Annotated in this window: 22 protein-coding genes; 11 read left to right on the top strand and 11 right to left on the bottom strand. The window is 49.3% G+C overall.

Features of this window, described 5'->3' with window-relative positions; translation table 11 throughout:
- Positions 1-49: 49 nt before the first annotated feature.
- The 6 genes from BRW83_RS06300 to BRW83_RS06275 all read right to left on the bottom strand — a co-directional run bounded on the left by BRW83_RS06300 (position 50) and on the right by BRW83_RS06275 (position 5,512).
- A complete protein-coding gene (locus BRW83_RS06300; protein ID WP_145814973.1) occupies positions 50-1,000 on the bottom strand; it encodes a hypothetical protein in 951 nt (316 codons plus the stop codon).
- Positions 1,001-1,496: 496 nt separating this feature from the next.
- Complete coding sequence (locus tag BRW83_RS06295) at positions 1,497-1,700, bottom strand: FeoB-associated Cys-rich membrane protein (RefSeq protein WP_036602916.1); 204 nt, start codon at positions 1,698-1,700, stop codon at positions 1,497-1,499.
- Between the two features lies 1 nt (position 1,701).
- Positions 1,702-3,858, bottom strand: a complete 2,157-nt coding sequence (gene feoB, locus BRW83_RS06290) for a ferrous iron transport protein B (RefSeq protein WP_036602919.1) — start codon at positions 3,856-3,858, stop codon at positions 1,702-1,704.
- A 63-nt stretch (positions 3,859-3,921) separates the two neighbouring features.
- Positions 3,922-4,143: a FeoA family protein gene (locus tag BRW83_RS06285; protein ID WP_005880642.1), complete on the bottom strand. Its 222-nt coding sequence runs from the start codon at positions 4,141-4,143 to the stop codon at positions 3,922-3,924.
- Positions 4,140-4,367 (bottom strand): FeoA family protein, encoded by a 228-nt coding sequence (locus BRW83_RS06280; RefSeq protein WP_005880643.1) that lies wholly within the window; start codon positions 4,365-4,367, stop codon positions 4,140-4,142. The genes BRW83_RS06285 and BRW83_RS06280 overlap by 4 nt, the downstream gene beginning before the upstream one ends.
- Positions 4,368-4,444: 77 nt before the next feature.
- Positions 4,445-5,512 (bottom strand): porin, encoded by a 1,068-nt coding sequence (locus BRW83_RS06275; RefSeq protein ID WP_005880645.1) that lies wholly within the window; start codon positions 5,510-5,512, stop codon positions 4,445-4,447.
- A 329-nt stretch (positions 5,513-5,841) separates the two neighbouring features.
- Here BRW83_RS06275 and BRW83_RS06270 point away from each other — a divergent pair, with 329 nt between their 5' ends.
- The 5 genes from BRW83_RS06270 (at position 5,842) to BRW83_RS06250 (ending at position 11,302) form a co-directional block, all read left to right on the top strand.
- Positions 5,842-6,393, top strand: a complete 552-nt coding sequence (locus tag BRW83_RS06270; protein WP_157658853.1) for a Csu type fimbrial protein — start codon at positions 5,842-5,844, stop codon at positions 6,391-6,393.
- A gap of 16 nt (positions 6,394-6,409) precedes the next feature.
- A complete protein-coding gene (locus tag BRW83_RS06265; protein WP_005880647.1) occupies positions 6,410-6,943 on the top strand; it encodes a Csu type fimbrial protein in 534 nt (177 codons plus the stop codon).
- Positions 6,944-7,007: 64 nt separating this feature from the next.
- Positions 7,008-7,817 carry a fimbrial biogenesis chaperone gene (locus BRW83_RS06260; RefSeq protein WP_050757721.1) on the top strand — a complete coding sequence of 270 codons (810 nt, stop codon included), beginning with the start codon at positions 7,008-7,010 and terminating at the stop codon, positions 7,815-7,817.
- Positions 7,789-10,275, top strand: coding sequence for a fimbria/pilus outer membrane usher protein (locus tag BRW83_RS06255; protein ID WP_081442194.1), 2,487 nt, complete (start codon positions 7,789-7,791; stop codon positions 10,273-10,275). Before BRW83_RS06260 ends, BRW83_RS06255 begins: the two co-directional genes overlap by 29 nt.
- 4 nt (positions 10,276-10,279) lie before the next feature.
- Positions 10,280-11,302, top strand: coding sequence for a Csu type fimbrial protein (locus BRW83_RS06250; protein WP_050757723.1), 1,023 nt, complete (start codon positions 10,280-10,282; stop codon positions 11,300-11,302).
- 100 nt (positions 11,303-11,402) lie between these two features.
- Here BRW83_RS06250 and BRW83_RS06245 read toward each other — a convergent pair whose 3' ends face one another.
- Positions 11,403-11,660 (bottom strand): glutaredoxin domain-containing protein, encoded by a 258-nt coding sequence (locus BRW83_RS06245; protein ID WP_005880651.1) that lies wholly within the window; start codon positions 11,658-11,660, stop codon positions 11,403-11,405.
- Between the two features lie 720 nt (positions 11,661-12,380).
- Here BRW83_RS06245 and BRW83_RS06240 point away from each other — a divergent pair.
- Positions 12,381-13,217 (top strand): OB-fold protein, encoded by an 837-nt coding sequence (locus BRW83_RS06240; protein WP_005880652.1) that lies wholly within the window; start codon positions 12,381-12,383, stop codon positions 13,215-13,217.
- 73 nt (positions 13,218-13,290) lie between these two features.
- Here the strand turns inward: BRW83_RS06240 and lanM are convergent, their stop codons facing one another.
- From lanM to BRW83_RS06220, 4 genes are all read right to left on the bottom strand, one after another.
- On the bottom strand, positions 13,291-16,347 hold the full coding sequence (lanM, locus tag BRW83_RS06235; protein WP_145814976.1) for a type 2 lanthipeptide synthetase LanM: 3,057 nt from the start codon (positions 16,345-16,347) through the stop codon (positions 13,291-13,293).
- A gap of 19 nt (positions 16,348-16,366) precedes the next feature.
- Positions 16,367-16,687, bottom strand: a complete 321-nt coding sequence (locus BRW83_RS06230; RefSeq protein ID WP_036602921.1) for a Nif11-like leader peptide family RiPP precursor — start codon at positions 16,685-16,687, stop codon at positions 16,367-16,369.
- A gap of 42 nt (positions 16,688-16,729) precedes the next feature.
- The gene (locus BRW83_RS06225; protein WP_005880657.1) at positions 16,730-17,653 is read right to left on the bottom strand and encodes a GNAT family N-acetyltransferase; all 924 of its coding nucleotides are present in this window, start codon (positions 17,651-17,653) and stop codon (positions 16,730-16,732) included.
- 345 nt (positions 17,654-17,998) lie between these two features.
- A complete protein-coding gene (locus BRW83_RS06220) occupies positions 17,999-19,426 on the bottom strand; it encodes a tail fiber protein (RefSeq protein ID WP_005880659.1) in 1,428 nt (475 codons plus the stop codon).
- A gap of 323 nt (positions 19,427-19,749) precedes the next feature.
- Here BRW83_RS06220 and BRW83_RS06215 point away from each other — a divergent pair, with 323 nt between their 5' ends.
- The 5 genes from BRW83_RS06215 to arsB all read left to right on the top strand — a co-directional run bounded on the left by BRW83_RS06215 (position 19,750) and on the right by arsB (position 23,255).
- On the top strand, positions 19,750-20,022 hold the full coding sequence (locus tag BRW83_RS06215) for a DUF6582 domain-containing protein (RefSeq protein ID WP_005880662.1): 273 nt from the start codon (positions 19,750-19,752) through the stop codon (positions 20,020-20,022).
- Positions 20,023-20,129: 107 nt separating this feature from the next.
- Positions 20,130-20,615, top strand: coding sequence for a GyrI-like domain-containing protein (locus BRW83_RS06210; RefSeq protein WP_005880664.1), 486 nt, complete (start codon positions 20,130-20,132; stop codon positions 20,613-20,615).
- A 320-nt stretch (positions 20,616-20,935) separates the two neighbouring features.
- A complete protein-coding gene (locus tag BRW83_RS11865) occupies positions 20,936-21,307 on the top strand; it encodes an ArsR/SmtB family transcription factor (protein WP_005880666.1) in 372 nt (123 codons plus the stop codon).
- A 38-nt stretch (positions 21,308-21,345) separates the two neighbouring features.
- Positions 21,346-22,185, top strand: a complete 840-nt coding sequence (arsM, locus tag BRW83_RS06195) for an arsenite methyltransferase (protein ID WP_005880668.1) — start codon at positions 21,346-21,348, stop codon at positions 22,183-22,185.
- A gap of 8 nt (positions 22,186-22,193) precedes the next feature.
- On the top strand, positions 22,194-23,255 hold the full coding sequence (gene arsB, locus BRW83_RS06190; protein WP_036602923.1) for an ACR3 family arsenite efflux transporter: 1,062 nt from the start codon (positions 22,194-22,196) through the stop codon (positions 23,253-23,255).
- Positions 23,256-23,262 lie beyond the last annotated feature (7 nt).

Below are 23,262 nucleotides of genomic sequence, written 5' to 3'. Positions count from 1 at the left end.
CTTTTATACCCGAATGGCGACAAACGGACATGAAATTCCCGCAATTGCGTCACTGGATCAGCATTGAAACCCGATTGTTGGCCTTGATCGCTTCGTTATATTTTTTATTCAGGGCAGACAAATCTGACAGCGTCCTGTTTTGCCTGAGGTCACGATAGCTTCCGGCCATACTCGTTAAAACCCGGTAAACGGCAGGATAATTTTCCAGCCCTTCCACCTCCTCTGATCTGGCATTGACATAAGCCCTGCGCTGCGCTGCCAGTGACTCTTCCAGACTGGAAAGAACAAGATCGCCCTTGTCGTACGTTTCACTGTCATTGATGGCATTTTTCGAAGCGATAAACAATGCCAAAAGATCCTGTGCTTCAGCAAGACTTCGTTCCGTATAAAAGCCCAATGAATTGCCTGCCTTTTTGAACCATGCCATCCGTTTTTCCGATTCACTCTTCCTGTATTTGAACAAAAGCGTTTCCATCCGATCCATTGCGGCAAACAGGGCTTCATAACCGGACGGTAATGGTGAAGTTCCGTCCGTTGCACGATCAGGGCTATCATTTTCCTTTTGATTGCCTTCTATCGGCTCCTGTCCGGCCCTTTTTGCCATCAGGCTATTTCCCGCATCGATGACATCCAGAACGTTCCTGTCCAGTTCCGGCATATCGCCACCATGTATGGCATACCCCTGCCTGAACAATTCAAGCGCATATTCGAGTCTGCCGCCGGAGATGTACAGAATTTCCTCATTGTTTCGCGTGTTTTCAAGCCGGGCGACAAATCCCTCATAAGAAGGCCTGAGGCTTGTCTGTCCACTCATCATGACTTTATATGCCTGTGAATACAAATCGAGCTTTGCGGCGGAAACGGCATCCGGTCTGGCCGACGCACTATTTGCGGCTGCGTCTGCAGGTTTTTCATTGGCTTTTTTGCCTGTCTGGTCGCATCCGGTGATACCCACCGTAACCAACAGCATGACCGGCAAAATAATTGATCTGAATTTCATGGAATACCCCGGCATATAAAAATACCTGCCACGCTTCATAAGCGTTTCACGACTGGCCGATACAAGCCTTTTTTCTGTCAGGCCTGCCGAACCTCATCTTTACGAAACGACCGGATGATGCCCTTTTCAGCGTGAGTTTAAGACCGGGAAAAAGGGCAAATATGATAAAAATCATCAATATGGATTTAAATCCGGCAATACTGCACGCCTATGACAAAAACCGTGATAAAAACAGTTTCCGATGCAGTCTTCCGGATTTAAACGCCGCCTTCCATACGAAGAACAGACATGAATAAACCTGTTTATCAATTTGATACTAAATATGTTTTTTAAACATATCCAATTAAAACAGCAATCTGTCACTCCGCCAAAAATAAAACTCTCATGCCTGCCAATATCGACAGACATGAGAGTTGAGCAGGACAGTGCCTGTAGCTTGCGAGGTTTTATAAATAAAAAATATCACTACCCCTTATTCGGGTTCCGGATTTGCCATTCACGGTTCCGGCTTCTGCCGGGGATACCAGTTAATCGCTTGTCCGGCTGGATGTTTCGGGTGACAGACGGAATCGCCGCCACACCCGCTGCAACTTCCGCCGCATGACACCGATTGTCCGCTGCGCCATTTCCGGATCATCCGGAAAATAATGCTTCCGACAATGGCCAGCAGTGCCAGACTGATGAGAATGGTGGCAATCATATTATGCTCCTTGCGTATTCGAGACCGTCATGGACAGGCGTTTCTTTTCACGGGATGACCGGAAAAGCAGGTACAGTGCCGCCAGAACCAGTGCAATGGCAACCCCTGTCCAGAAACCGAAAACCCCGTTGAATATCCAGTTACCGAGCTGGTACATGCACAATGCCGTGCACCATGCAAAGCCGGTCTGGTAGGCGATGGCAAAGAAAGTCCATTTCGCGCTGTTCATTTCGCGGCGGATGGCACCGATGGCTGCAAAACAAGGGGCGCAAAGCAGGTTGAAAACAAGGAAAGACCAGGCTGCCAGAAGGCTGAAATGGGTGGCAAGGGTGCCCCATATTTCCTGTCCGTCTTCGGCCACTTCCGCAAAACCGAAGAGAATTCCGAATGTACCGACGACGTTTTCCTTGGCGACCAGGCCCGTGATCGTAGCGACTGACGCTTTCCAGTCCCCCCAGCCCAGCGGCGAAAAGATCCACGAAATGGCATTTCCCAGCCAGGCAATCAGACCGTCGTTCATGTCTTCAACCGCTCCGAAATGGCCATCTGTAAAACCGTATTTGGAAACAAACCAGACAAAAATGGTGGACAGCAGGATGATGGTGCCCGCCTTGCGGATGAATAAAGAGCCACGTTCCCACATGCTGCGGACAATATTGCCGATAGTCGGCCAGCGATAAGGAGGAAGCTCCATGACGAAAGGCGCAGGATCACCGGCAAAAAGTCGCGTCTTTTTCAGGATAATGCCGGAAATAATGATGGCGGCGATTCCCGTGAAATAAGCTGCCGGTGCAACCCACCATGCCCCGGCGAACAAGGCTCCCGAAAAAAGGGCGATGATCGGCAGTTTCGCACTGCATGGAATGAACGTCGTGGTGATGATGGTCATTTTCCGGTCGCGTTCGTTTTCGATCGTGCGAGAGGACATGATTCCCGGAACGCCACAGCCAGTTCCGATCAGGATTGAAATGAAGGATTTTCCTGAAAGGCCGAACCGGTGAAACACCCGATCCAGTATGAAAGCGATCCGGGCCATGTAACCGCAATATTCCATAAATGCGAGAAAAGCAAAAAGGATAAGGATTTGCGGAACGAACCCGAGAACGGCACCGGTACCGGCAATAATCCCGTCCAGTATCAGATTCTGGAGCCATTCGGCACAATCCACGGCAACAAGCCCTGCCTTGACAGCATCCGGAACGATTTTTCCGAACAATTCGTCATTCGTCCAGTCCGTTACAAAACCGCCCAGTGATGTGACGGAAACATAGTAGACGAAGGACATGATGGCGGCGAAAATCGGCAAGCCCAGAAAACGGTTGGTGACAATCGCGTCGATCCTGTCCGAAACGGAAAGATGGTTGCTGATATGACGGCAGCATTTTTCCATGAGGCCGCTGATCCAGTTGTAACGTTCTGTGGCAATGATGCTTTCGCAGTCATTGTCCATTTCCTCTTCACAGTTCCTTATATCCTGTTCCAGATGGGCACGCCATTCATCCGACAGGTTCAACCGTTTTGCCGTTTCGCCGTCGCGCTCGAAAAGCCTGATGGCAAATCCGCGCTGGACATGTTCAGGCAAATCGTGAAGGACGGCTTCCTCAATATGGGCCAGTGCATGTTCCACACTTCCCGAAAAGCGATGTCTCGGGACCGGAACGGCATCCGGATCCTGTGCGGAGGCCAGCGCTTTTTCGACCGCTTCTGCCACTCCTGTTTCTTTGAGCGCCGAGATACCTGTCACCTCGCAGCCCAGTTCTTTTTCCAGCAAGTCGGTGTCGATGAGATCGCCGCTTTTTGCGAGGACATCCATCATATTGATGGCAACGACAACGGGAATGCCCAGTTCCAGCAGTTGCGTGGTGAGATACAGGTTCCGTTCCAGATTCGTCCCATCCACGATATTCAGGATAACGTCCGGTTTTTCATCCAGAAGATAATTTCGTGCGATGATTTCTTCCAGCGAGTAAGGCGACAGCGAATAAATACCCGGCAAATCGGTCACCGTCACGTCCGGACGGTTTTTCAGCCGTCCTTCCTTCTTTTCCACCGTCACGCCCGGCCAGTTGCCGACTGACTGGCGTGCGCCCGTCAGGGCATTGAACAGGGTGGTCTTGCCCGCATTCGGGTTTCCGGCAAGTGCAATACGGATTGTCATAATAAATTCCAGAATTCAGTTCATTGGCCGACAGCACTTTTTTGCGTTCTGTCCGCCTGTTTTTTATTCGATTTCAATCAGTTCCGCATCGGCTTTCCTGAAGGAAAGCTCCGAATTCCGGACACGAACTTCTACGGGATCGCCCAATGGAGCGACTTTCATGACAGACAGGGCTGTCCCTTTCGTCATCCCCATATCCAGCATGCGGCGTCTGGTTGCGCCTTCCCCGTGTATTTTGCGAATGATGGCGACTTCACCAATACACGCATCTTTTAATGTTTTCATTGCCTGATCTCCCTGATCATGATGTTTTCCGTCATTTCCTTGCCCAGCGCCACACGTGAATGTCGGATGTTCACGATGACGCTGCCATTCATTTCAGTGATTACCGTTATCGGCTCGCCGACACAAAATCCGAGGTTTTCAAGATAATGCCTCGTTTCCTCGCGTCCGCCGATTCTGCCGATGATGCAGGTACATCCCTTCCCTGCCATTCCCAAAGGCATCATGTGCATCCCCCTTTCATTTAACCGGATAAGGGACCGGCAATGACCATCCTGGTTGTCATTGCCGGTTTTCTCCCATATCAGAAGTTGTGAGTCATACCGAACTGGACACCCGTAATGGATGTGTTTTCGGTTCCCATATCGTTGTTCAGGCTGGCCACATAGCCGTTGTCGCTGTCCAGATACGAAACGACCGCATAAAGCGACGTCCGTTTCGACAGGTCGTAAGTGTAGCCAAGTGCGTACTTGTTGGCGTTTCCGTGAACAGTCCCGTCCACGGTAGCGCGGTTATAAGAGGCATTGACCGTACCGGCACCCACCTTGTACTGAAGGCCTAGAAGCCATGTTTTCTGTGTGACCGGCGAATCGATGTCATCCAGATTCAGGACGGAAAGATCCTTCAGATTACTTTTCTGGTAACCGAGCGAGAGACGGACAGGATCGAAATCCCATGCCCCGCCCAGATTCCAGACATATGAACGGTCCGAATCGGCCTGCCGGCTGAAATTGCCCGTCAGAAAAAGCGGACCGTTCTCATACCTGAGCGAAACACCGAAACCGTCGTTGAAAATATCCCGGCTAATCGTACGGTCATGATCGTCCGCCCCGAGCGTATACGTCAGCCCGAAGCGAACGCCGGAGAATAGAGGACTGTCGTAGCGGATCGTATTGGAAAGCTGTTCGGATCGCAGCAAACTGTACTTTGCCAGCGAAGAACCGGTCGTTCCCTGCAAGAAAGGATCAATGTCCGTATAATATTCAACGGACATTTCATTAACCCGGCCCAAACGGAAAGCCCCCCAGTTCCCTTCAAGCCCGACATTGGCGGCACCTGTCCAGTCGATAGTCTGTCTCCGATTGCCTAACGCTCTTGAAATGGAATCATCAAGGCTGTATGTATCCTTGTTTGTCCCATCCGGTAACTGAAACTGTCTCTCGAGCTGGAAAGTGGCCCTTAACCCACTTCCCAGCTCTTCCGTACCCCTGAATCCGATGACGTTCGCGTTGTTTTCATCCATCCGCACATCGCTTCCCGATTCCTTGATGAATCCCGTATCGACAGTCCCGTAAATCGTGACATTAGTCTGCGCATGAGCGATGCCCAGCGCAAACCCCATGCCTGCAAAAACAATGAGTTTTCGTTTCATTGGTAATCCCTGAATGAATTGTTAAAGATCGATATGCCTGCAGGCGGGAAATATTATATGGCTGTAAATGTCATATGTAAATAATAATCATTCTCATTCAATAAATTCTTCTGTCTGGTTTTTCAACATGAGAAAAACGGGCACCGCCAGAAAAACGGTTAAAAAAAAGAGATTTAATGATGAGATTTCCGTCACTTGAAAAAACGTGAACCGGCATTCGACATTTCTGAACAAGCCCGTCTATCTTGCTGATAAATAACAATATCCCCTTGAAGATTACCGATACGATCCTGAATATGAATCACTCAACTCTGGAAAGGATCCGGATCATGAAAATCAAATTCCTGAAGTCTTCCGTGCTGACGGGTGTTTTGGGTATGTTGGGCATATTCTGTGTGTCGATCCCGACACAGGCAGTCAACGTAAACGGCGTCATCAACGCGACGATTACCCTGGCAGGCGCCTGTTCAATCAACGGAAGTGCGCCGGTAGCCGGTGCAACCTGGGGAACGCTTGATTTCGGTTCGCAATCGACCCTTTTCACGACGGCGACGGCACAGGTCAACGGCTCCGGCTCATCCCCGATTTCGCTGCAGTGCGCCACCACGACCCCTCCTACACTGACGATCATCAGCGGAACCAATGACCCCAATGCCGGGTCTGGCCATTTGCATGCCATGGCAAACGGTTCCAAATACGTTTCTTACGACATATATACCGATGCCGGCCACAGCAGCAAAATCACCAACGGCACTGCGTTCTTTACCAGCGCCAACAATGGAACAGCAGAATCCGTCAATATCTATGGACAGGCATCGGGAGGCTCCGGATTGACGCCCGGAAACTATACCGACACCCTGACCGTCCAGCTGACTTACTGACCAAACCGGTGCCAGGATGGGAAGGGTCCGTGATTTTTCAGCGATATGCCTTGCCGCATGCCTGTTACCGTTACCGGCACTGGGAGACTGCACACTGAGTTCCTCCCCTTCCGGATGTCCGTTTCAGGTACAGGCGATCATCCAGAACGGCTGTCTGGTATCGGGCAGTACAGGCACGCCTGTATTCGGCACGCTGAATTTCGGCACGCAATCCACACTCTCGACCCAGACGGTCAATGCCTCGCTCGTTGCTAACGCTTCTTACCAATTGAATTGCACTCCCAATATGAGTCTCACGATGTCTCTCGATGGAGGCCAGAATTACAGCGGCGGCAGGCGGCTTGCCCGAACGGGTGGCGGGACACTGCTTTACCAATTGTATTCCGACGCGGCGTATCAGAACGCCATCGGGCTGAATCAGGCCGTAACGATCGCGAGCGTCGGGACAGGCAACAATATTACCCTGCCGATATACGGCAGGTTGACCCTGCCGGGCAACGCCAGGCCGGGAACCTATACCGATACAGTCGTGGTCACGCTGTCATGGTAAAGCCTTTTTATTTTTAACCGGGATACAAATTGAAAATCATCCCGTTTTTTCAGGATAGACGACCATGATGCGACTGACAGACCTTGACGGTAAACAGAACCGTGTTGCCCGGCTCCTGATGCTTGTGGCTGCTTATTTCCTGACCGGGCTGTTGCCCGCTGCGGCGGCCATATTGATCTGGCCGACCAATGTTTTTATCGACAGCAAGGAAAAAGCGGCCGCGATGTGGCTGGAAAACCGCGGTAATACCCTGCAAACCTACCAGATGCGGGTGTATTCATGGTCGCACACCGGTGGCAAGGAAGAGCTGACCGAACAGAACGACATCGTCGGCAGCCCTCCCATCATGCAAATCGAACCCGGCAAACGGCAACTGGTCCGGCTGATACGGACCACTCCTGCTCCGCCGGGTAAAGAGCTGACCTACCGTGTCATTCTCGATGAGATTCCCTCTGTCGAGCCTGAAGCGCAGAAGGTAACGAATGGCGTCAAATTCCGTATGCGCTATTCCATTCCCGTTTTTGTTTTCGGCGAAGGACTTTCCAGCCAGTCCATGCAGGGTAACGGGAAAACCGATGCGGACAAGGCCATTGTCGATAACTCCCTGTCCTGGCGCATCAAAAACGACCAGAAACAGAAAACACTCGAAGTCAGCAACAAGGGGCCGATACACGTCCACCTGAGAAACCTGACGTTTGCGAAGCCGGACGGAATGAAAACCGATCCGGGAGGAGCTGCCGGTTATATCCTGCCGGGCAAAACGATGAGCTGGCCTGTCACGGCCAAAATGGGTTCCGGCAGCACGCTGCTGGGCATTATCAACGGCAAACAATTAGTCAGAATAAATGCCGCCAATGTCGAAGAAGCCGATTAAAAGGAGACAGTGCCAGTCAACATTAAAACCGGAAACCCGATATTGCGCAGTATCTGACGACGTTTCAGGCAAAACCGTTACTCGTACCCTCCTGTCCATCCTGATATCCCATCTTTTACTGATGGGCTTGCCGGCCGCTTTGACTTCAAATGCCCATGCCGAAAACCGGGCTGCCCTTTCTGCCACGACAAAAGAACGGGACATGAACCTGTATCGGGAACTGGTCGCCAATGAACGGCCGACCGGCCATGTCGCCCCTGTCCATTACAGGAACAGGCAGTACTGGGTCAATACACGTGATCTGGCTGCTGCAGGGATTCCATCTTCTCCCTGGCAACATCAGTTGACCGCCTCCGGTGACACTGACATTGCCCTTGACGATGCAAAAGGCATCAAAGTCCATTACGACAGTCCTGCCCAGCAATTACGAATCAATGTTCCCGTAAACAGTCTCCCGGAACAGACACTGGACCTGAGGGAAAAGCGGCCTTTTTACCCGCCACAGTCCGGTCTCGGCATGCTGGTCAATTACGATATCTATGTCCAGAAAAACCAGCAGACTGGAAGCAATACCAACGCATGGAGCGAACTGCGGCTTTTCAGCCCTTACGGCACACTCGCCAACACCGGCATATACCGGCATAATTTTTCAGACAACCTCTCTGAAAGCCAAAGCGGCTATATCCGTTACGACACCCGCTGGCATTATTCAGACGAAGTCCGCATCCTGACGTATGAAGCCGGCGATCTCGTGACCCGGGGACTTTCGTGGAACAATCCCGTCCGGATCGGCGGTTTCCAGATATCGAAAAACTTCAGTGTCCGGCCCGATATCATAACCTACCCCCTGCCACAGTTTTCCGGATCGGCAGCCGTTCCCTCAACGCTAGACCTGTATCTCGATGGAAACCGCGCACAAAGCAACCAGTTGAACCCCGGGCCTTTTTCCGTCACGACGACTCCGTTCGTCAACGGAGCAGGCGAAGCGGTCGTGGTGACGACCGATGCCCTTGGACGACAGGTATCGACCACACTGCCCTTCTACGTCACAGGCGAGCTGCTGAAAAAAGGACTCACGGATTATGCTGCCAGTTTCGGGGTCTTGCGGCAACGGTATGGCATTGCCAGTTTCGATTACGGCAAACTGGCTTATAGCGGTAGCCTGAGATATGGGCTGACGGATGCCCTGACCGTCGGGTCGCACGTCGAAGGCGGGAAATCCCTGACAGTCGGCGGATTGGGTGCAACCGTACGGCTTGGGATGTTCGGCGTGGCGAATGCCTCGTACAGCGCCAGTTCCGGCAACAGGATGAGTGGCCGGCAAATGACGGGCGGTTATCAATATACCAACCGGCATTTCAATGCTGCGGCCCAATGGGTCCGATACAGCCCAAACTGGCGTGACCTTTCTACCATCGGAATCTGGCAGCGGCCTTACCAGCAAAGCGTACAGATCACGGCCGGCATTCCCATTGGGCATTTCGGCAGCCTGAGCGGAGGCATTTTTTCAATCAAAAACAATGACGGCAATACGACCCGTCTGACCAACCTGACATGGAGCATTACTCCGGGCAACTTCGGTACATTTTATCTTTCCGCCAACAAATCCAGTAACGACGGCGACTGGTCCGGTTTCATCCAGTGGATTCTGCCATTCGGAAAACAAAACAGGGATACCATTTCCACTACGACGACGCGCAATCAGCAGGGAGACTATTCCCAGCGATTCGATTACAGCCGGACGGTTCCGACTGACGGTGGCCTCGGGTGGAATCTGGGCTACAGTTTCGATTCATCCGGCCCCAACTACCGGCAGGCCGACCTGACCTGGCGAAACGACAGGATGCAGATGCGTGACGGATTTTATGGCCCCGACAACAACAATACGACATGGGGAGAAATGAGCGGTGCCCTTGTCATGATGGACAAGTCTGTCTTTGCCACAAACATGGTGCAGGATTCGTTCGTTCTCGTCTCGACTGACGGGGTACCTGCCATTCCGGTACGTTACGAAAACAACCTGATCGGCACGACCGACCCTGACGGCCATCTGATGGTGCCGTCTGTACCGGGATATTACGCAGCGAAATACGAAATCGATCCCCTGAACCTTCCGCTGGACATGCAGGTTCCCGAAGTCGAAAAACGCGTCGCCGTCAAATCCGGCAACGGCTATCTCATGCGCTTTCCGGTGAAACAGACCTTGCCTGTCGGAATCCGGCTCGTCGACAGCCAGAACAAACCATTGCCCGCCGGTTCTGTCGCGCGACTCGCTTCCGGAAAAATTTCGCCAGTCGGTCTGGATGGCTTTGCATGGTTCGACGACGCCGATCCGGAAAATCGCGTCTCCGTTTCGCTGCCGGATGGCAAGCCGTGCCATACCACATTTTCCGTGGACAGGAAAAAAGCCAACGGGACTATCTCGACAGTCGGGCCACTGGAATGCATAAAGGAATGATCATATGACGTGTCAGATACCATCCATCTGCCTTGAAACCATGAAAAAACCATGCCTGTGGCTGGTCGCACTTCTCTGTTTTCTGCTTCCGGTCATGGCAAGCGCCGCACCGGGCTGTCAGGCTTCAACCGGAACGGGTACGGCTTCTTTTGGCTCCCAGACGTCCATCAAGATCAACAGCAGCACGCAAAACACATCGATCGCCAATGCAGGCGTGGCCTGCGGTGGTTCATTATTGACTGTTCTGGGCGCTCCGGGCTACATCAATGCCGTCGTCTCCACGACCAACGGTTCCAAACTCAAGAATGCCGCGGGTGACACCATTCCCTACCAGATTTTTGCCGACCAGACTTACACTTACCAGATCACACCGGGAACGGCGCTCAACTATTACAACTCCACCCTGTTGAACCTTTTGGGTCTCACCGGCAGCAACAACGCTCCCCTGCCGATGTACTTCAGGACGGTTACCGGAGCCTTGAATCTCAGCAGCGGCACCTATACCGATACGGTAACGGTCAACTGGAGCTGGAGCATCTGCACACTCGTCAGCGTCGGCAACCTTTGTATCGGCCCCGTCAACACCGGCTCGACCTCAAGCGTCGTCAATCTCAGCCTGACGATCGGCAATGACTGCACCATCAACGCCCCCAACATCAGCTTTGGCACCGCCCCTCTTGTCAGTGCCTTTTCGCCTGTCACGCAAACCATCAGCGTCCAGTGTACCAAAGGCACATCTTATACCGTCGGTCTCTCAGACGGCAGCAATGCATCCAGCGGCCAGCGACGCATGGCCAACGGCGGCAATTACATCAACTATGAAATTTATCAGGGAGCGAGTGGCACCACACGCTGGGGATCGACGGCAGGACAGACCCGGGCTTCAGGAAGCGCCGACGTCAATCCGGGTGCCGGAACCGGCACTTCAACACAGGGATTCGTTTACAACTCGAAAGTATTGACAGGCCAGACAACCCCGCCTGCCGGAACCTATACCGATACCGTCGTGATCAGTGTGGGCTTTTAAATTCAAACCGGCTCCATCCGTGGATCGGGAAATAAAAAAGGTGACGATAACGTCACCTTTTTGAAAACGGGATATCCTTAAAGGATGAACAGGCGGAAAATCAGTCTTTCAGCAATTCATCCAGCTCGCCGCTTTCGACCAGATCGATCAGCTCAGGCAATGCGCCGATATGATCGTATCCGATAAAAATCTGTGGCAAAACATGGCGTTCGGAACGAGCCCACATTTCAACGGCCAGTTTCATGTCGGTATCGACAGGAATCTTGGTATATTCAATGCCCTTGGCATCGAAAATCCCGACAGCCAGATCGCAAGCGGGGTGGCCATCGACACAGTAAATCTCTACTTTTTTGTTCATCTTGATCCTTCAGTTCGTTAAGGTGAAAAGGACAGGAAACTGTCATGCATCGGTCGCAATGGCAGTATTATATACTGACTTGCAAATTCGATATCCGCTTCATGACGTCCGGATGATTTCCGACAGGAAAACTGTCGATTCAACAAAAAATATTTTCCTCCATGCACATCAGATAACACACAAAAATCACGGATAGACAGTTTACATGCCTCTTGATTTATGGAAAAACCTGAAGTTAACTCAAAAACACGAACTATTTATTCCATAGAACATGATGGATAATCAAATTATCCAACGAATGTCTTCTAACGAGCTCATTATGAAGGATAGTTGATCCTTCCTGATTAAAATTTTCTGAAAAATTGTATTTTCGGGACAATAAAAAACACATCTCACTTGAAACCAATTTTTAAAAAATAAGCCAAAATCCCAAACAAGCCTCACAAACATTTATTAATAAAAAATCTCTTTACTGCTTTAAGAATAATGACATTTTATCCATTTTTCGGTTCATGGATTTATTGCTATCTGTTTTACACTATCTTCTCCAGTTTGCCCCGTTATAATTTTTTTGAGAACACAAATCAAGTTATAAATTACGTTGCTTCAGGCCATGAATTTATATTATTAACCGAAAAAAAAGGATATAGTTTATCCTGACTCTCGATTTTCAATTTATCTATCATCTTTTATTGATTACAAACTATTCAAGGAGAAAAAATGAAGATGGGCAAAGTGGCGCTAATTATATTACTGACATCCATTCTTGCTGCGTGTGGCGGGAAAAGCGGTCAAAACTCTTCTTCAAATATCAAAGGTGAAAATTTTATTAAAAACCTGACAGTCGATGATGCAGGTGCATCACTCGTTTTGGGCAAATCCGCTCTTTTGAGCAAGGAAGAGGTTTTAAAAACCTTGAATCTTGTTGGTCCGGTCTCATCCTTAAAGATATCGAAAGATTATTTTGCCAATGAAGTTTCCGCAGATATGCAATATAAAAATCATAATGTCCTTGTCTTTGGAAATGTAAATGACATTGCCAAGGACATCACAGGGAATCCATATCTTTTATTATCAGGATCAGGCATGTTTCAGGGAGTTCACGCGCAATTTGACAACAATTCCGAAAATACGCTTGCAAAAATCAAAAAAGGCGAAAAGGTGGCTCTCGTATGCCAGATAAATAATTACATTATGAAAAACGTAATGTTGAATAATTGTGAATTTCTCACCCCTTTCCTCATCAAAAACAAAGACACTTTATACACAGCCGTACAAAATAATATTAAAACCAACTGGATGATTATTGAATCGGCCAATTATATTGATGGTGATAACATTTGTTTGACTAATGATACCAAAGCATGTCTGGCCAATATTCGAATACCTGAAAATGGAAATGCAGTCATGTCTATACTTGCCGATGCAGAAAAGAAAATGCTATCCAACAGAACCATATTAGAAAAAAAATGGCGTGGGGATTCGCGTTTATCCGAACAGGATATAGCTTCTCGCCTCAAGCAATTTGATGAAATGGCATTACAAAACACAAAGTAAAGAACCATAAAAAAGCCTGTGAAAGCAGGCTTTTTTAACCAGTTCCATATAAATTCCTTTTGTGGGGAATTTATTATTTTTGTCCCATTTTCACCAATCGTAGAAGTTCATATCCCACCCCAGCAAGCCCGTTGAACCATCCCACTTCGGTCAATTCCGCTTTCGTGTTCAAAATATAGTGCCCGAACCGTTTTTTTCTGGCGGCCACCCATGACATCCTGTTGACTGCCTCGTCGATCAGGTCGGGACGGTCCAGCCTTATGCCTGCGCTGACCAGAAAATGCACCCGGCTCATATTGCCACAGCAAAGGGTATCACTGGTCTGCATATCGAAACGTTTCACGCTTTCAATGGCAAAACCGATATTGTCCAGCATCCATTCATCGATTTCTCTGGAGATGCCAGTCATGTCAAGACTGGCCAGTCCAATACCGGCGCCCCCTGTGCAAAAACCGCACATCCCGTCAAAGGCGGAATCGTCGGACAAACGCAAATCCGGCCAGCCCTTCCCTTCACGATGCCATTGCCGCTCAAATGCCATTGCCGAAAGCGCCGCATCCAGATATTTTCTTTCATGGGTACGATCGAAGACCTTTTTCAATGCCAGTGCGCAACCGCTTTGTCCATGCCCGAACCCGAGCAATGGACGACTGTTTTGATCGCATTGCCATACATGGAAACCATCCACCGTTTTTGCCAGAGCCAGCAATTTTTCGGCAACCTCTGTCATCAGCGTGGCTCGGGCGCCGATCCGGTCCAGTGCCATAATATAACCGGCCAGACCACTCATATAATCGGGTTCTGGCGACAGCTCCAATCCCGCTTCCGCCAGTACATTGGCTTTCACAAGCCATTGCGGTTCATTGAGATACTGGGCAAGAAGCGCAGAGGCCATCAAGAGGCCACCAAGCCCATTCGTTACACCCCCATGCTGTTTTCCCTTTAGCCTGCCAGCATCCTGAAAACATTTTTCCAGCCATTTCCGTGCGTAATCCCGGTATTTTTGTTGCCCGGTCGATTGATAAAGCGCTCCGGCAAAAACCGACAGGCCTGAAAAACCATTATAAAAAGAGTTATCCATCAGTTTCTGGCTGATGGCTTCATCAGATGCATCTGAAGCGGCGATTTCACTGACGAACCAAGTCTGTTCCCCATTTATCCGGATGGCACTGTCCAGAATATCCTGAAAAATTCTCTCTGCCTCTTCAAGCATCTCTGCGACCGTCAACCGCCTGACTTTATCTTCAGACGAAAAAACAAACGCATTCGACGGCCGTTTTTCCTCACTAATCCATACTGCGGCAAGCGAACGTTTCAGCAGGTGCAACTGGAGAGACAAACCGCTTTCTGACATTCCGCGAAAACATTCCCGGGCATTTTCCAATGCGCTTTTTTCAAAATAGCCGTCATAAAGTTCATTCGTTCCGGAACAAATGGATAGCTTATTCGTGCTTGTATAAAAATAAGGTACATCGCCTTTGACCAGCGAAAGGAACTCCGCTTCATATACGGCATAAAGTTTCTGAAGGACAGCATCATCCGGGCAGCAACTGAACGCCGAAAAACTCTTTTCGATTTCAAAGCCTTGTGACATCCCGTCTTTCAGGGCATCCGGATAACGGATCTGCTTCAGCAAATCGACATATAGCTGAGTCGGACGAACAAGAAAACGGCAATCACAACCGGAAAAGACATTCAGTTTTTCAATAATTGAATCCTGCTGTTTCAACATGGCACGGTAAGTCTGTTCAAACCCTTCTTTCAAACCAGAGCAGATATCTTCATCGTCTATTTCCTGTCGGTCAGCAAAAAAAGGCACATTCATCCCGTCGGAATGCGTGACGGCAATGCCACCCTTGTCCCCATTGAAACCATCGAAGCGGGCGAATAGTAGCCCGCTATCCAGAATGGAATTTCCTGTGCCCTTTTTATCTATTTCATCTTCATCCTGTGTGGCAAAACGCTTGACAACAGGGGTCACTACCGTTTCCAGATCGACGATAACCGGATATTCACCGTGTGCAATGACATTTTCGGCATGCAAATCACTTGCACCAAGCAATGTGACAACACAGAGCAGCTGACCGGCACGATGGTAGTACCGTCTGGCGGCTTCTTTTGAAGGCAGAGGATCATGTGACATGAATTCCTTGAAGCAGTAGTCTTCTGCGCAGACCAGTTTCGGCAATTTCACCGGCCATATCGCCCCGATTTCAGCCAGATAATCCGTAAACGCTTCAAATGCCTTGTCCAGTCGGCCGTTGCCAGGCTTGTAAACCACCTTCACCCGATTGGCAAACATGGCGATCACGACCGAACGACCTCCGTTATGGGGGTCGCCCTGCGAAAGGCCGAGACGGGAGATTTCTCCTGAACATCCGAACGTTTCCCGCAGTTTATCGCTATCGTGCAACATCCGGGAGAGGCATTCTTTTAGATGTCCGACATACCCGTCAATATAATCAATTGTCATTTTGCCGAGCACCGGACACTCGTGAAACGCCCCGGCGAGTCCTCCATCAAGCATTTGCGAACTGAAAGCGTCGTAATATTTTTTCAGAGCGGGAAAAGGCAATGGCAATATGCCGGGCGCCATATCGTTCAATGCATCGAGCGAAAAGAAATCGTATATCTGAAGAATGTGACGCGTTCCGTTCGTGACGATATCCTGACAGGCTGCCTCTTCAAGAAACGCGTCTCCGTTTTTTGTTTTCAGGCCAAAAACAGGTTTAAGCCTGTTTTCAAGATAAACGATAACGGGGGCAATAAAAGAAAAGAAATCTTCCGGTAAGTCATCCCCACCAAAAGGATTGTACTGAATGCGGGAAAGAATACGCTGGCGCGTTGTCGGCATCAGAGCGTTGATCTTTTCGATCTCGCGAACCCAGCGCGCAATCCTTTGAGTACCAGAATCATCCCGTTCAGCTAAAGCAGTGGCGCCGGCAAAAAGAGACAATCTTCTATGAAATGATTGAACATCGCCATCGAAAGATATTCGACACCAGTCGTCAAACCATTCCTTCAACTGTTCCGGACAACCGGCATTCCCCTGTTCCAGAAGATTCCTGCTCTTGCCGGACAGTTCGAACGCCATGTCATCCGTCATTTTCATCAACAGAAAATTATTCAAATCCAGCCGGACAAATCCATCAGAAACCGCATGCGCCCTGACTCATTTTTTCATAGGTCGGGCAACCGCCGCCGGTCATACCGGTTGCCAGCGAACCGATCATACCTACGACAGACCATGCTTTCTTGTTTCCCTTGCCACCAGCCGACTTGCTTAGTTGCTTGCCGCTCACCCCGCCCGACTTGTGGCTGGCGATATATTTTTCAATATCCTCTTTCGTAATCGAATATCCGTCAGCTTTAGCCTGTTCAAGAACAGCGTCCAGATTGTCGAATTTGGCATACTTTTCGGCAAATTTTTCATCTTCCGACATTTTTTTGATAATCGCGTCGATACTCATACTGTCCTCCTGTAAAAATTGAAAGAAATACACCTGAAAAAATCAACCACACAGTTTTGCACCTGCCAGAAACTGCCCGCTTTTCCGGAATAAAAACTGCCGCCAGAACTGCTGTCCTTTGAATGCGAGGTACTTCTCCTGAATTTTCCGCATCTCCATATTCTTTTCAAATACGGTATAAGCCACCTTGCTGCATTGTTCGCCTCTCGCAAAAGCCGAAATGGACGACGCCAGACACATGAAAAACACACCACTCCCCACGTAATCCGAGGCCGTTGCCAGAAACTGGACAATTGCCGTTTTCCCGCCATCATCGGATACGACGATACTGTAGGCAAGCGGTTCGCTTCCTTTCAGAACGATAAAACTGTAATCGACCAGAATATCGTGCGAAGCGAAAAACGGATTCATGTCATCCGGAAATCGGCCATCAAGGTTTTTTTCCAGACTAGACATAACGGTTTTTCCTGCCTCGGCCATACTCACGACCCGAAGTCCCTTTTTTTCCAAACGGCGAATAAGACCTGACCCTTTGGCAGCCATGAAATCTTCCCACTGCCTGACAGTCGTACCGTTCCTGTCGATAACGACTGTATCGGACGAGTCGACATGTTCAAAACCGAGTTTTTCAAGAAAGCGCATCAGACCCAAATCAGCTTCATCGACAAGCGTCACATGGCATTCAAGGTTTCTTCCCGGTGCCAATTCAACACAGGCATTTATCAATGCGGTTGCGATGCCCATCCTGAGACTATCCTCATTTATCCGGATGTATTCAAGCAGAAGCTTTTCATCCTGCTGTGAATCGGCAATCAGCAAGCCACATGGAACACCATCCATTTCCGCACCTAGCAGGATCTTCCCTTCCCCGCGGCAGACCTCCTGTGCAAGCGATACACTTGCCGGAAAAATGGAAAGATACCGGCCAAGGTAGGTAATAAGATTCAGTCTCTTTATGTCTGGCATTACTATTTTGTCAATTCCCTACAAATGAGATCATGAAGACGGTAAAAACTGTTTTTTAAATGAAATATAGTGACAGATTAAGGTTGAGGACGCTATTAGGCAAGAGAAAAAGGCAATTCATTATAAATGTTGCGAAACTGGCTTATTCGACGGGCGACATTTTTCCGCTTTTCTACCAAAAAATAAATGAAAATTGCCAAAAAGGAGGTTACAAAAAGATTTTATAACCAACAAACATACTATTAATGTAAAGCGCACATTTAACGGTGCGCTTTACAAAATATGATATATACATGTTGACGTCTGTTCAGTTTTTAACAGACCTGATGATCTTTTATTTCCTTCTCATGACTGCATACCTTTTCCACATGTTTGCCACATACAACTGACCGGATCAGCACTGCTTGCCACGATACCAATACTCGATTGTGTTTTCGGATTACTGGCTTTAACTGTCCAGGTCGACAATCCCGTAATCTGGCTCGCATAAGCGGTTATACAAACTGTGTAATCCTCAGTAGAGTATGGCTGCAACAAATTAATAACACCACGCCCAGTATTATCAGTTGCGGCAAACCCGCCCTGTTCCAGCCAGCCATCCGACCATTTCCGATACCAGTTCGTGCCGTCGTTATACGTTTCGTTCACATGTTTGTGGGTTGCGACCTCATTGGCCAGCTCTGTGATATCGATCAGGCCGGGATTGGTGGCGGCATCGAAAGCCTTGATGCAGGGTAATAAGGTCAATGCGGGTGGCTGGACGGTAGTGGATGCACCGTAGATGGGGTTTGAGCGTGAGGCATCAAAGGCAACTGGCGTACCATTATTATTGGATGCCAGCGAATTTTTATAACCGGATGATTTGACTGGATATAAAGCCCCCTCGTAATGAGACATTCCGGCAAGGGTATTATCTATATTGATTTCTCCGGTTATATTCGGCAGCCCCGCCTCCACCTTCTGCCCTGGTACATCACTCCCCTGCGCAAACCGATCCATCAAATCAGGCAAATTAAACGTGGTCGATCCATCGCCTTCCCCGAAGGTCGTCCCGATCGTTTCAAACAGTTCCGGATACGTTTGTCGTCCCACGGCTGCGCCATCGGCTTTCAGGTAGCCTGCGGGTGGGGTTGGCATGGCGAAGTATTCGATGGTGCCGACGGGTACGCCAGACGGTGGTGTGATGCCTTTGGCGGGGTTTTGCAAGACCCATTTGTCCAGTGCACCGTCGTATTGCATTTCGAGCCAGTGCCCGGCTCCGGCGATGTCTGCGGCTTCCAGTGGCAAGTTGTTTCCCTTGACGACGGGTTTCTCTCCGGTTTCATCGGCATTGAAGCTCGGGCTGGTTCCGGTATTTTTTTCCTTTGCGCGCACGTGCACCAAGAGACCGTTTTCAAGTTCTTTTACTGTCGGGGTGAAGTGCGCTGTCAGTGCATCTGCCGATCCGTCGGCTTCGGCGATCAGAAGGGAGGAAACCGAGCTGATCGCGGTTTCGATTTGCCGGCAGAGGGTATTGATGTCGCCGTTGTCAAGGAGGGCTTCTCCGGTTTTGGCGGCGGCGAACCGTGCAACGGCTGCAGCTATGGACGATCCCTGTCGTATGGCCTTGTTGATTTCGGATGACCGGGCCATGCCTTTTTTGAAGCCTTCTTTCAAAAAGCCTGATTTCTCGTATTCGGACTGTTCGATGACATTGGCTCCTTCTCCCACAGCAAAGGGTTTGAAGTCATTTTGTGGAGAGGTTTTTGCAGTGCCTGAAGATGATGTATTCATAATAATTTCCCATAAGCTCCCGTCACTATGCGTGAAGGTGAGTTGTCAGTTAATCAAATACAACGGACTTGTTGGCGCGCCGGTAAAGATACTAACAGGCAATTTTTCTTCGGTCAGCTGGTACAACAAAATTTAAAAACATGCCGATTTCAGGGCTTTTTGTTGTAGCGCCTGTTGTTTTGCCTGTTTTCTTGCGATAGTCGGGAACAACAGGAAAAGCAGACAATTTCTCCTCTTTAAATTCAGGGACTGATGTATGGCAAAAGCTTTTTTCACAGAAATGCTACGCTCAAATGCCAAACAGAAAATGAGAAAGTACGAAAATGACACCTCATCGCGACCCCTTTCCCCATTACCCCGGTACCGACCGGTTGACTGCCGAAGGACGCAGCGAACTTCCCGATTCGGCATTCGGAATCCCCGGCAAACGCGCATTCCCTATGCCGGATGCCGAACATGTCCGGGATGCCGAATCCCGTTTTCACCTCGCTTCGGATGAAGACAAGCCTGAACTGGCTCGCCGGATTCTGGCGAAAGCACAGGAATTCGGCGTGAACGTCCAAAGCCCGAACGTGCTGGAATGGGCTAATAAATAGTGACACGCTTTCAGGACAGTCATGAAACGGATTGGAAACAGGCTCATTTTCAATAAACAAACTGTGTCTTTCTAGCCTTATATTTCATCATTCGACAGGAGAACATCATGGATTTTGAATTTGCAGTGCTCGAATTTCCGGAAACAAAAGTTGCCGGAATCAAAATTGAAACGGATATGAAAAATGCGCAAAAAGATTGTGCTGCGCTTTGGGAATCATTCGGCCCACGGGTTTATGGAGAGCTGTCTGTCAACAATTCCATCCCGGAAAGGCCTTCTACATATGGTGTCTGCAAAATGATCGATAATGACAGGTTTGCTTACTGGGCGGCTGTGGAAATCGATTCGACAGACAAGATTCCATCTGATCTGGAAATTATCTCCATTCCACTGGCCATGTATGCGACCTGCCAGGTGCCCGGTATCAAAAAACTGGGAGAAGCCTATAAAGCCATTTATGAAGAATGGCCACCAACGCAAATCGATTATGCCATTGACGGGAAGGGAATCAGTTTCGAGCATTACCCTTATCTGTGGAAAGAAGGAGACCTTTTTGAAATTTACGTCCCCGTCACCATGAAAGAGCCGAACTGATATTTATCCTGTTCGCATTTTGACAGCACAGGATTTTTCAGTCGAAAAGGATGCTTTTTAAAGCATCCTTTTTTCATTTGCAAACCATCAGGCGTGTTAACCGGTTTAACCGGCATATTTCCGTTCTGTGGAAATATCCTTTTCGCCTGCCTCGTACGTTGAACGCAAAGCATCAATCCATCCTGAATTCCAGACGGATCAGCTTGTACTAACACTGAAAGAAAATAATTATTCCCCTGAATTACTGAAAATGAGAATCGGATACCATTTTCAGCACTTTATCCTTCACATCATTTCAATATTTGTTGTATCATTGAAATATGAAAACAGAAAACGCCTCTTCCCTTTTTGAAGCCTTGTCTTCAGACATCCGTCTGGAGATATTCCGCCTGCTCGTCAAACACGCTCCGGATGGCCTTGTTGCGGGCGATATTGCCAATCAATTGAACATTCCGGCCAATAACCTGTCTTTTCACCTGAAAAACCTGACCCATAGTGGAATGGTCAGTATGGAAAAGGAAGGCCGGTTTTTACGTTATCGCGCCAGTATCCCCCTGATGCTCGATTTGATCGCTTACCTGACTGAAGAATGCTGTCAGGGAAATACAGGCAAATGCCGGAGTTATCGTGAACAAAGTTGCGTTCCTCCGGAATGGCTTCCCCCACTTCCGTCCGAAAAATCGGATACCTGATTTCTCAGGTCAGCTATTTAACATTAAGGATTACTCAAATGAGCAAACAGGATAAAAACGAACAGGAAATCCGGGAAACCGTCCGTACCGGTTACCGTGCCATTGCCATCGGTCAGGCCAGCCCCTGTTGTTGCAGCGACCGCAGTGGCCCAGCCGATCCCGCCCGTCTGGCCGCCGCCATCGGATACGATGAAGAAGATCTTGCCAATCTGCCGGATGGTGCCAACATGGGCCTGTCCTGCGGAAATCCGGTTGCCATCGCTGCCTTGCAAGACGGCCAGACCGTGCTGGATCTCGGCAGCGGCGGCGGATTCGACGTCTTTCAGGCGGGTGAAAAAGTGAAAGCGGCCGGACACGTCATCGGTGTCGACATGACGCCTGAAATGCTGGAAAAAGCACGCCATAATATCCGGCAATACCGCGAGCGTACCGGGCTGGATAACGTCGAATTCAGGCTTGGGGAAATCGAGCATCTCCCTGTCGCGGACAATACGGTTGACGTGGTTCTTTCAAACTGCGTCATCAACCTGTCTCCTGACAAACCGCAGGTCTGGAAGGAAATTCACCGCGTTTTGAAATCCGGTGGCAAACTGTCCGTATCCGATCTGGCCATTTTGAAACCGCTTCCCGAAAATGTACGCAGTATGGCTGCCGCTCTGGTCGGCTGTGTTGCCGGTGCTGTTCTGGTCGATGAAACCCGTCAAATGCTGGAAAAAACCGGTTTTACGGATATCGTCCTGACTCCCAAACAAGGATATATCCGCCAAATGCAGGACTGGAACGATCCCCTTTACCGGGAAATTGCCGAATCCCTTCCCGCAGGAGAAAAACTCGAAAACTACGTCGTCAGCCTGAGTATTGAAGCTAGAAAACCTTGAGGTCGAAAATGACGGCACATAGAGGAGGGCTCTCCTTTTTCGATCGTTACCTTACCCTGTGGATATTCGCAGCCATGCTATGCGGGATTACCCTTGGCGCAATATTCACAGGCCTGCCCTCTTTCATTGACAGCCTTTCTGTCGGAACGACGAATATTCCTATTGCAATCGGCCTCATCGTCATGATGTATCCGCCACTTGCAAAAGTGAGATATGAAAAACTGAAAGAAGTCTTTGCAGACAAGAAGATTCTTGTCCTGTCACTTATTCAGAACTGGCTTATCGGTCCGGCGCTGATGTTTTTTCTGGCGATTTTTTTCCTGCACGATTATCCGGGTTACATGACAGGCCTTATTCTGATTGGTCTGGCCAGATGCATTGCCATGGTATTGGTCTGGAATCAGCTTGCCTGCGGTGACAATGATTACGTTGCCGGTCTGGTTGCCTTCAATTCGATTTTCCAGATCCTGTTTTTCAGCCTGTTTGCCTGGTTTTACCTCACCTTCCTCCCCCCTTTTTTCGGATTGGAAGGCAATATCATCAATGTAGATTTCCTGACGATAGCACGGGCCGTATTGATCTATCTTGGCATTCCATTCATAGCCGGATTCTTCACTCGCCTGTTGCTCAGGAGGATGAAAGGAAACGACTGGTATGAAACAAAATTCATACCGCGCATCAGCCCTTTTACCCTTGTAGCCCTGCTTTTCACGATTGTGGCGATGTTCAGCCTGAAAGGAAACGATGTCCTCAAACTCCCGATGGATGCCTTGCTGATTGCCGTTCCCCTGCTGATTTACTTCGTCGTTATGTTTCTGGTCAGTTATGCACTGGGTAAATGGGCACGGCAGGATTATGCGAAAACCACCGCCATGTCATTCACGGCAGCAAGCAATAACTTTGAACTGGCCATCGCTGTCGCCATTTCAGCTTTCGGCCTCGCTTCACCACAGGCATTTGCGACCGTCATCGGACCACTGGTGGAAGTCCCTGTCCTGATCGCTTTGGTGAACGTTGCCTTGTGGATTGGCAGACACTATTTCGCCCGTCAGAACACCTTCGAAAAATAATGCGAGC

The organism is Oxalobacter formigenes (genome assembly GCF_002127965.1).
Taxonomy (GTDB): Bacteria; Pseudomonadota; Gammaproteobacteria; order Burkholderiales; family Burkholderiaceae_D; genus Oxalobacter; species Oxalobacter formigenes.
The sequence above is the reverse complement of the archived record's forward strand: the minus strand, read 5'-3'. Positions and strand labels throughout refer to the sequence as shown.

Coding starts and splice junctions, on each gene's coding strand:
- arsM (WP_005880668.1), top strand. CDS start 21,346: ATGAGCAAACAGGATAAAAACGAACAGGAAATCCGGGAAACCGTCCGT.
- BRW83_RS06280 (WP_005880643.1), bottom strand. CDS start 4,367: ATGATGCCTTTGGGAATGGCAGGGAAGGGATGTACCTGCATCATCGGC.
- BRW83_RS06215 (WP_005880662.1), top strand. CDS start 19,750: ATGACACCTCATCGCGACCCCTTTCCCCATTACCCCGGTACCGACCGG.
- BRW83_RS11865 (WP_005880666.1), top strand. CDS start 20,936: ATGAAAACAGAAAACGCCTCTTCCCTTTTTGAAGCCTTGTCTTCAGAC.
- BRW83_RS06285 (WP_005880642.1), bottom strand. CDS start 4,143: ATGAAAACATTAAAAGATGCGTGTATTGGTGAAGTCGCCATCATTCGC.
- BRW83_RS06300 (WP_145814973.1), bottom strand. CDS start 1,000: ATGAAATTCAGATCAATTATTTTGCCGGTCATGCTGTTGGTTACGGTG.
- BRW83_RS06230 (WP_036602921.1), bottom strand. CDS start 16,687: ATGAGTATCGACGCGATTATCAAAAAAATGTCGGAAGATGAAAAATTT.
- BRW83_RS06250 (WP_050757723.1), top strand. CDS start 10,280: ATGACGTGTCAGATACCATCCATCTGCCTTGAAACCATGAAAAAACCA.
- BRW83_RS06210 (WP_005880664.1), top strand. CDS start 20,130: ATGGATTTTGAATTTGCAGTGCTCGAATTTCCGGAAACAAAAGTTGCC.
- BRW83_RS06275 (WP_005880645.1), bottom strand. CDS start 5,512: ATGAAACGAAAACTCATTGTTTTTGCAGGCATGGGGTTTGCGCTGGGC.
- BRW83_RS06260 (WP_050757721.1), top strand. CDS start 7,008: ATGATGCGACTGACAGACCTTGACGGTAAACAGAACCGTGTTGCCCGG.
- BRW83_RS06245 (WP_005880651.1), bottom strand. CDS start 11,660: ATGAACAAAAAAGTAGAGATTTACTGTGTCGATGGCCACCCCGCTTGC.
- BRW83_RS06270 (WP_157658853.1), top strand. CDS start 5,842: ATGAAAATCAAATTCCTGAAGTCTTCCGTGCTGACGGGTGTTTTGGGT.
- feoB (WP_036602919.1), bottom strand. CDS start 3,858: ATGACAATCCGTATTGCACTTGCCGGAAACCCGAATGCGGGCAAGACC.
- BRW83_RS06295 (WP_036602916.1), bottom strand. CDS start 1,700: ATGATTGCCACCATTCTCATCAGTCTGGCACTGCTGGCCATTGTCGGA.
- BRW83_RS06265 (WP_005880647.1), top strand. CDS start 6,410: ATGGGAAGGGTCCGTGATTTTTCAGCGATATGCCTTGCCGCATGCCTG.
- BRW83_RS06225 (WP_005880657.1), bottom strand. CDS start 17,653: ATGCCAGACATAAAGAGACTGAATCTTATTACCTACCTTGGCCGGTAT.
- BRW83_RS06255 (WP_081442194.1), top strand. CDS start 7,789: ATGCCGCCAATGTCGAAGAAGCCGATTAAAAGGAGACAGTGCCAGTCA.
- BRW83_RS06240 (WP_005880652.1), top strand. CDS start 12,381: ATGAAGATGGGCAAAGTGGCGCTAATTATATTACTGACATCCATTCTT.
- BRW83_RS06220 (WP_005880659.1), bottom strand. CDS start 19,426: ATGAATACATCATCTTCAGGCACTGCAAAAACCTCTCCACAAAATGAC.
- arsB (WP_036602923.1), top strand. CDS start 22,194: ATGACGGCACATAGAGGAGGGCTCTCCTTTTTCGATCGTTACCTTACC.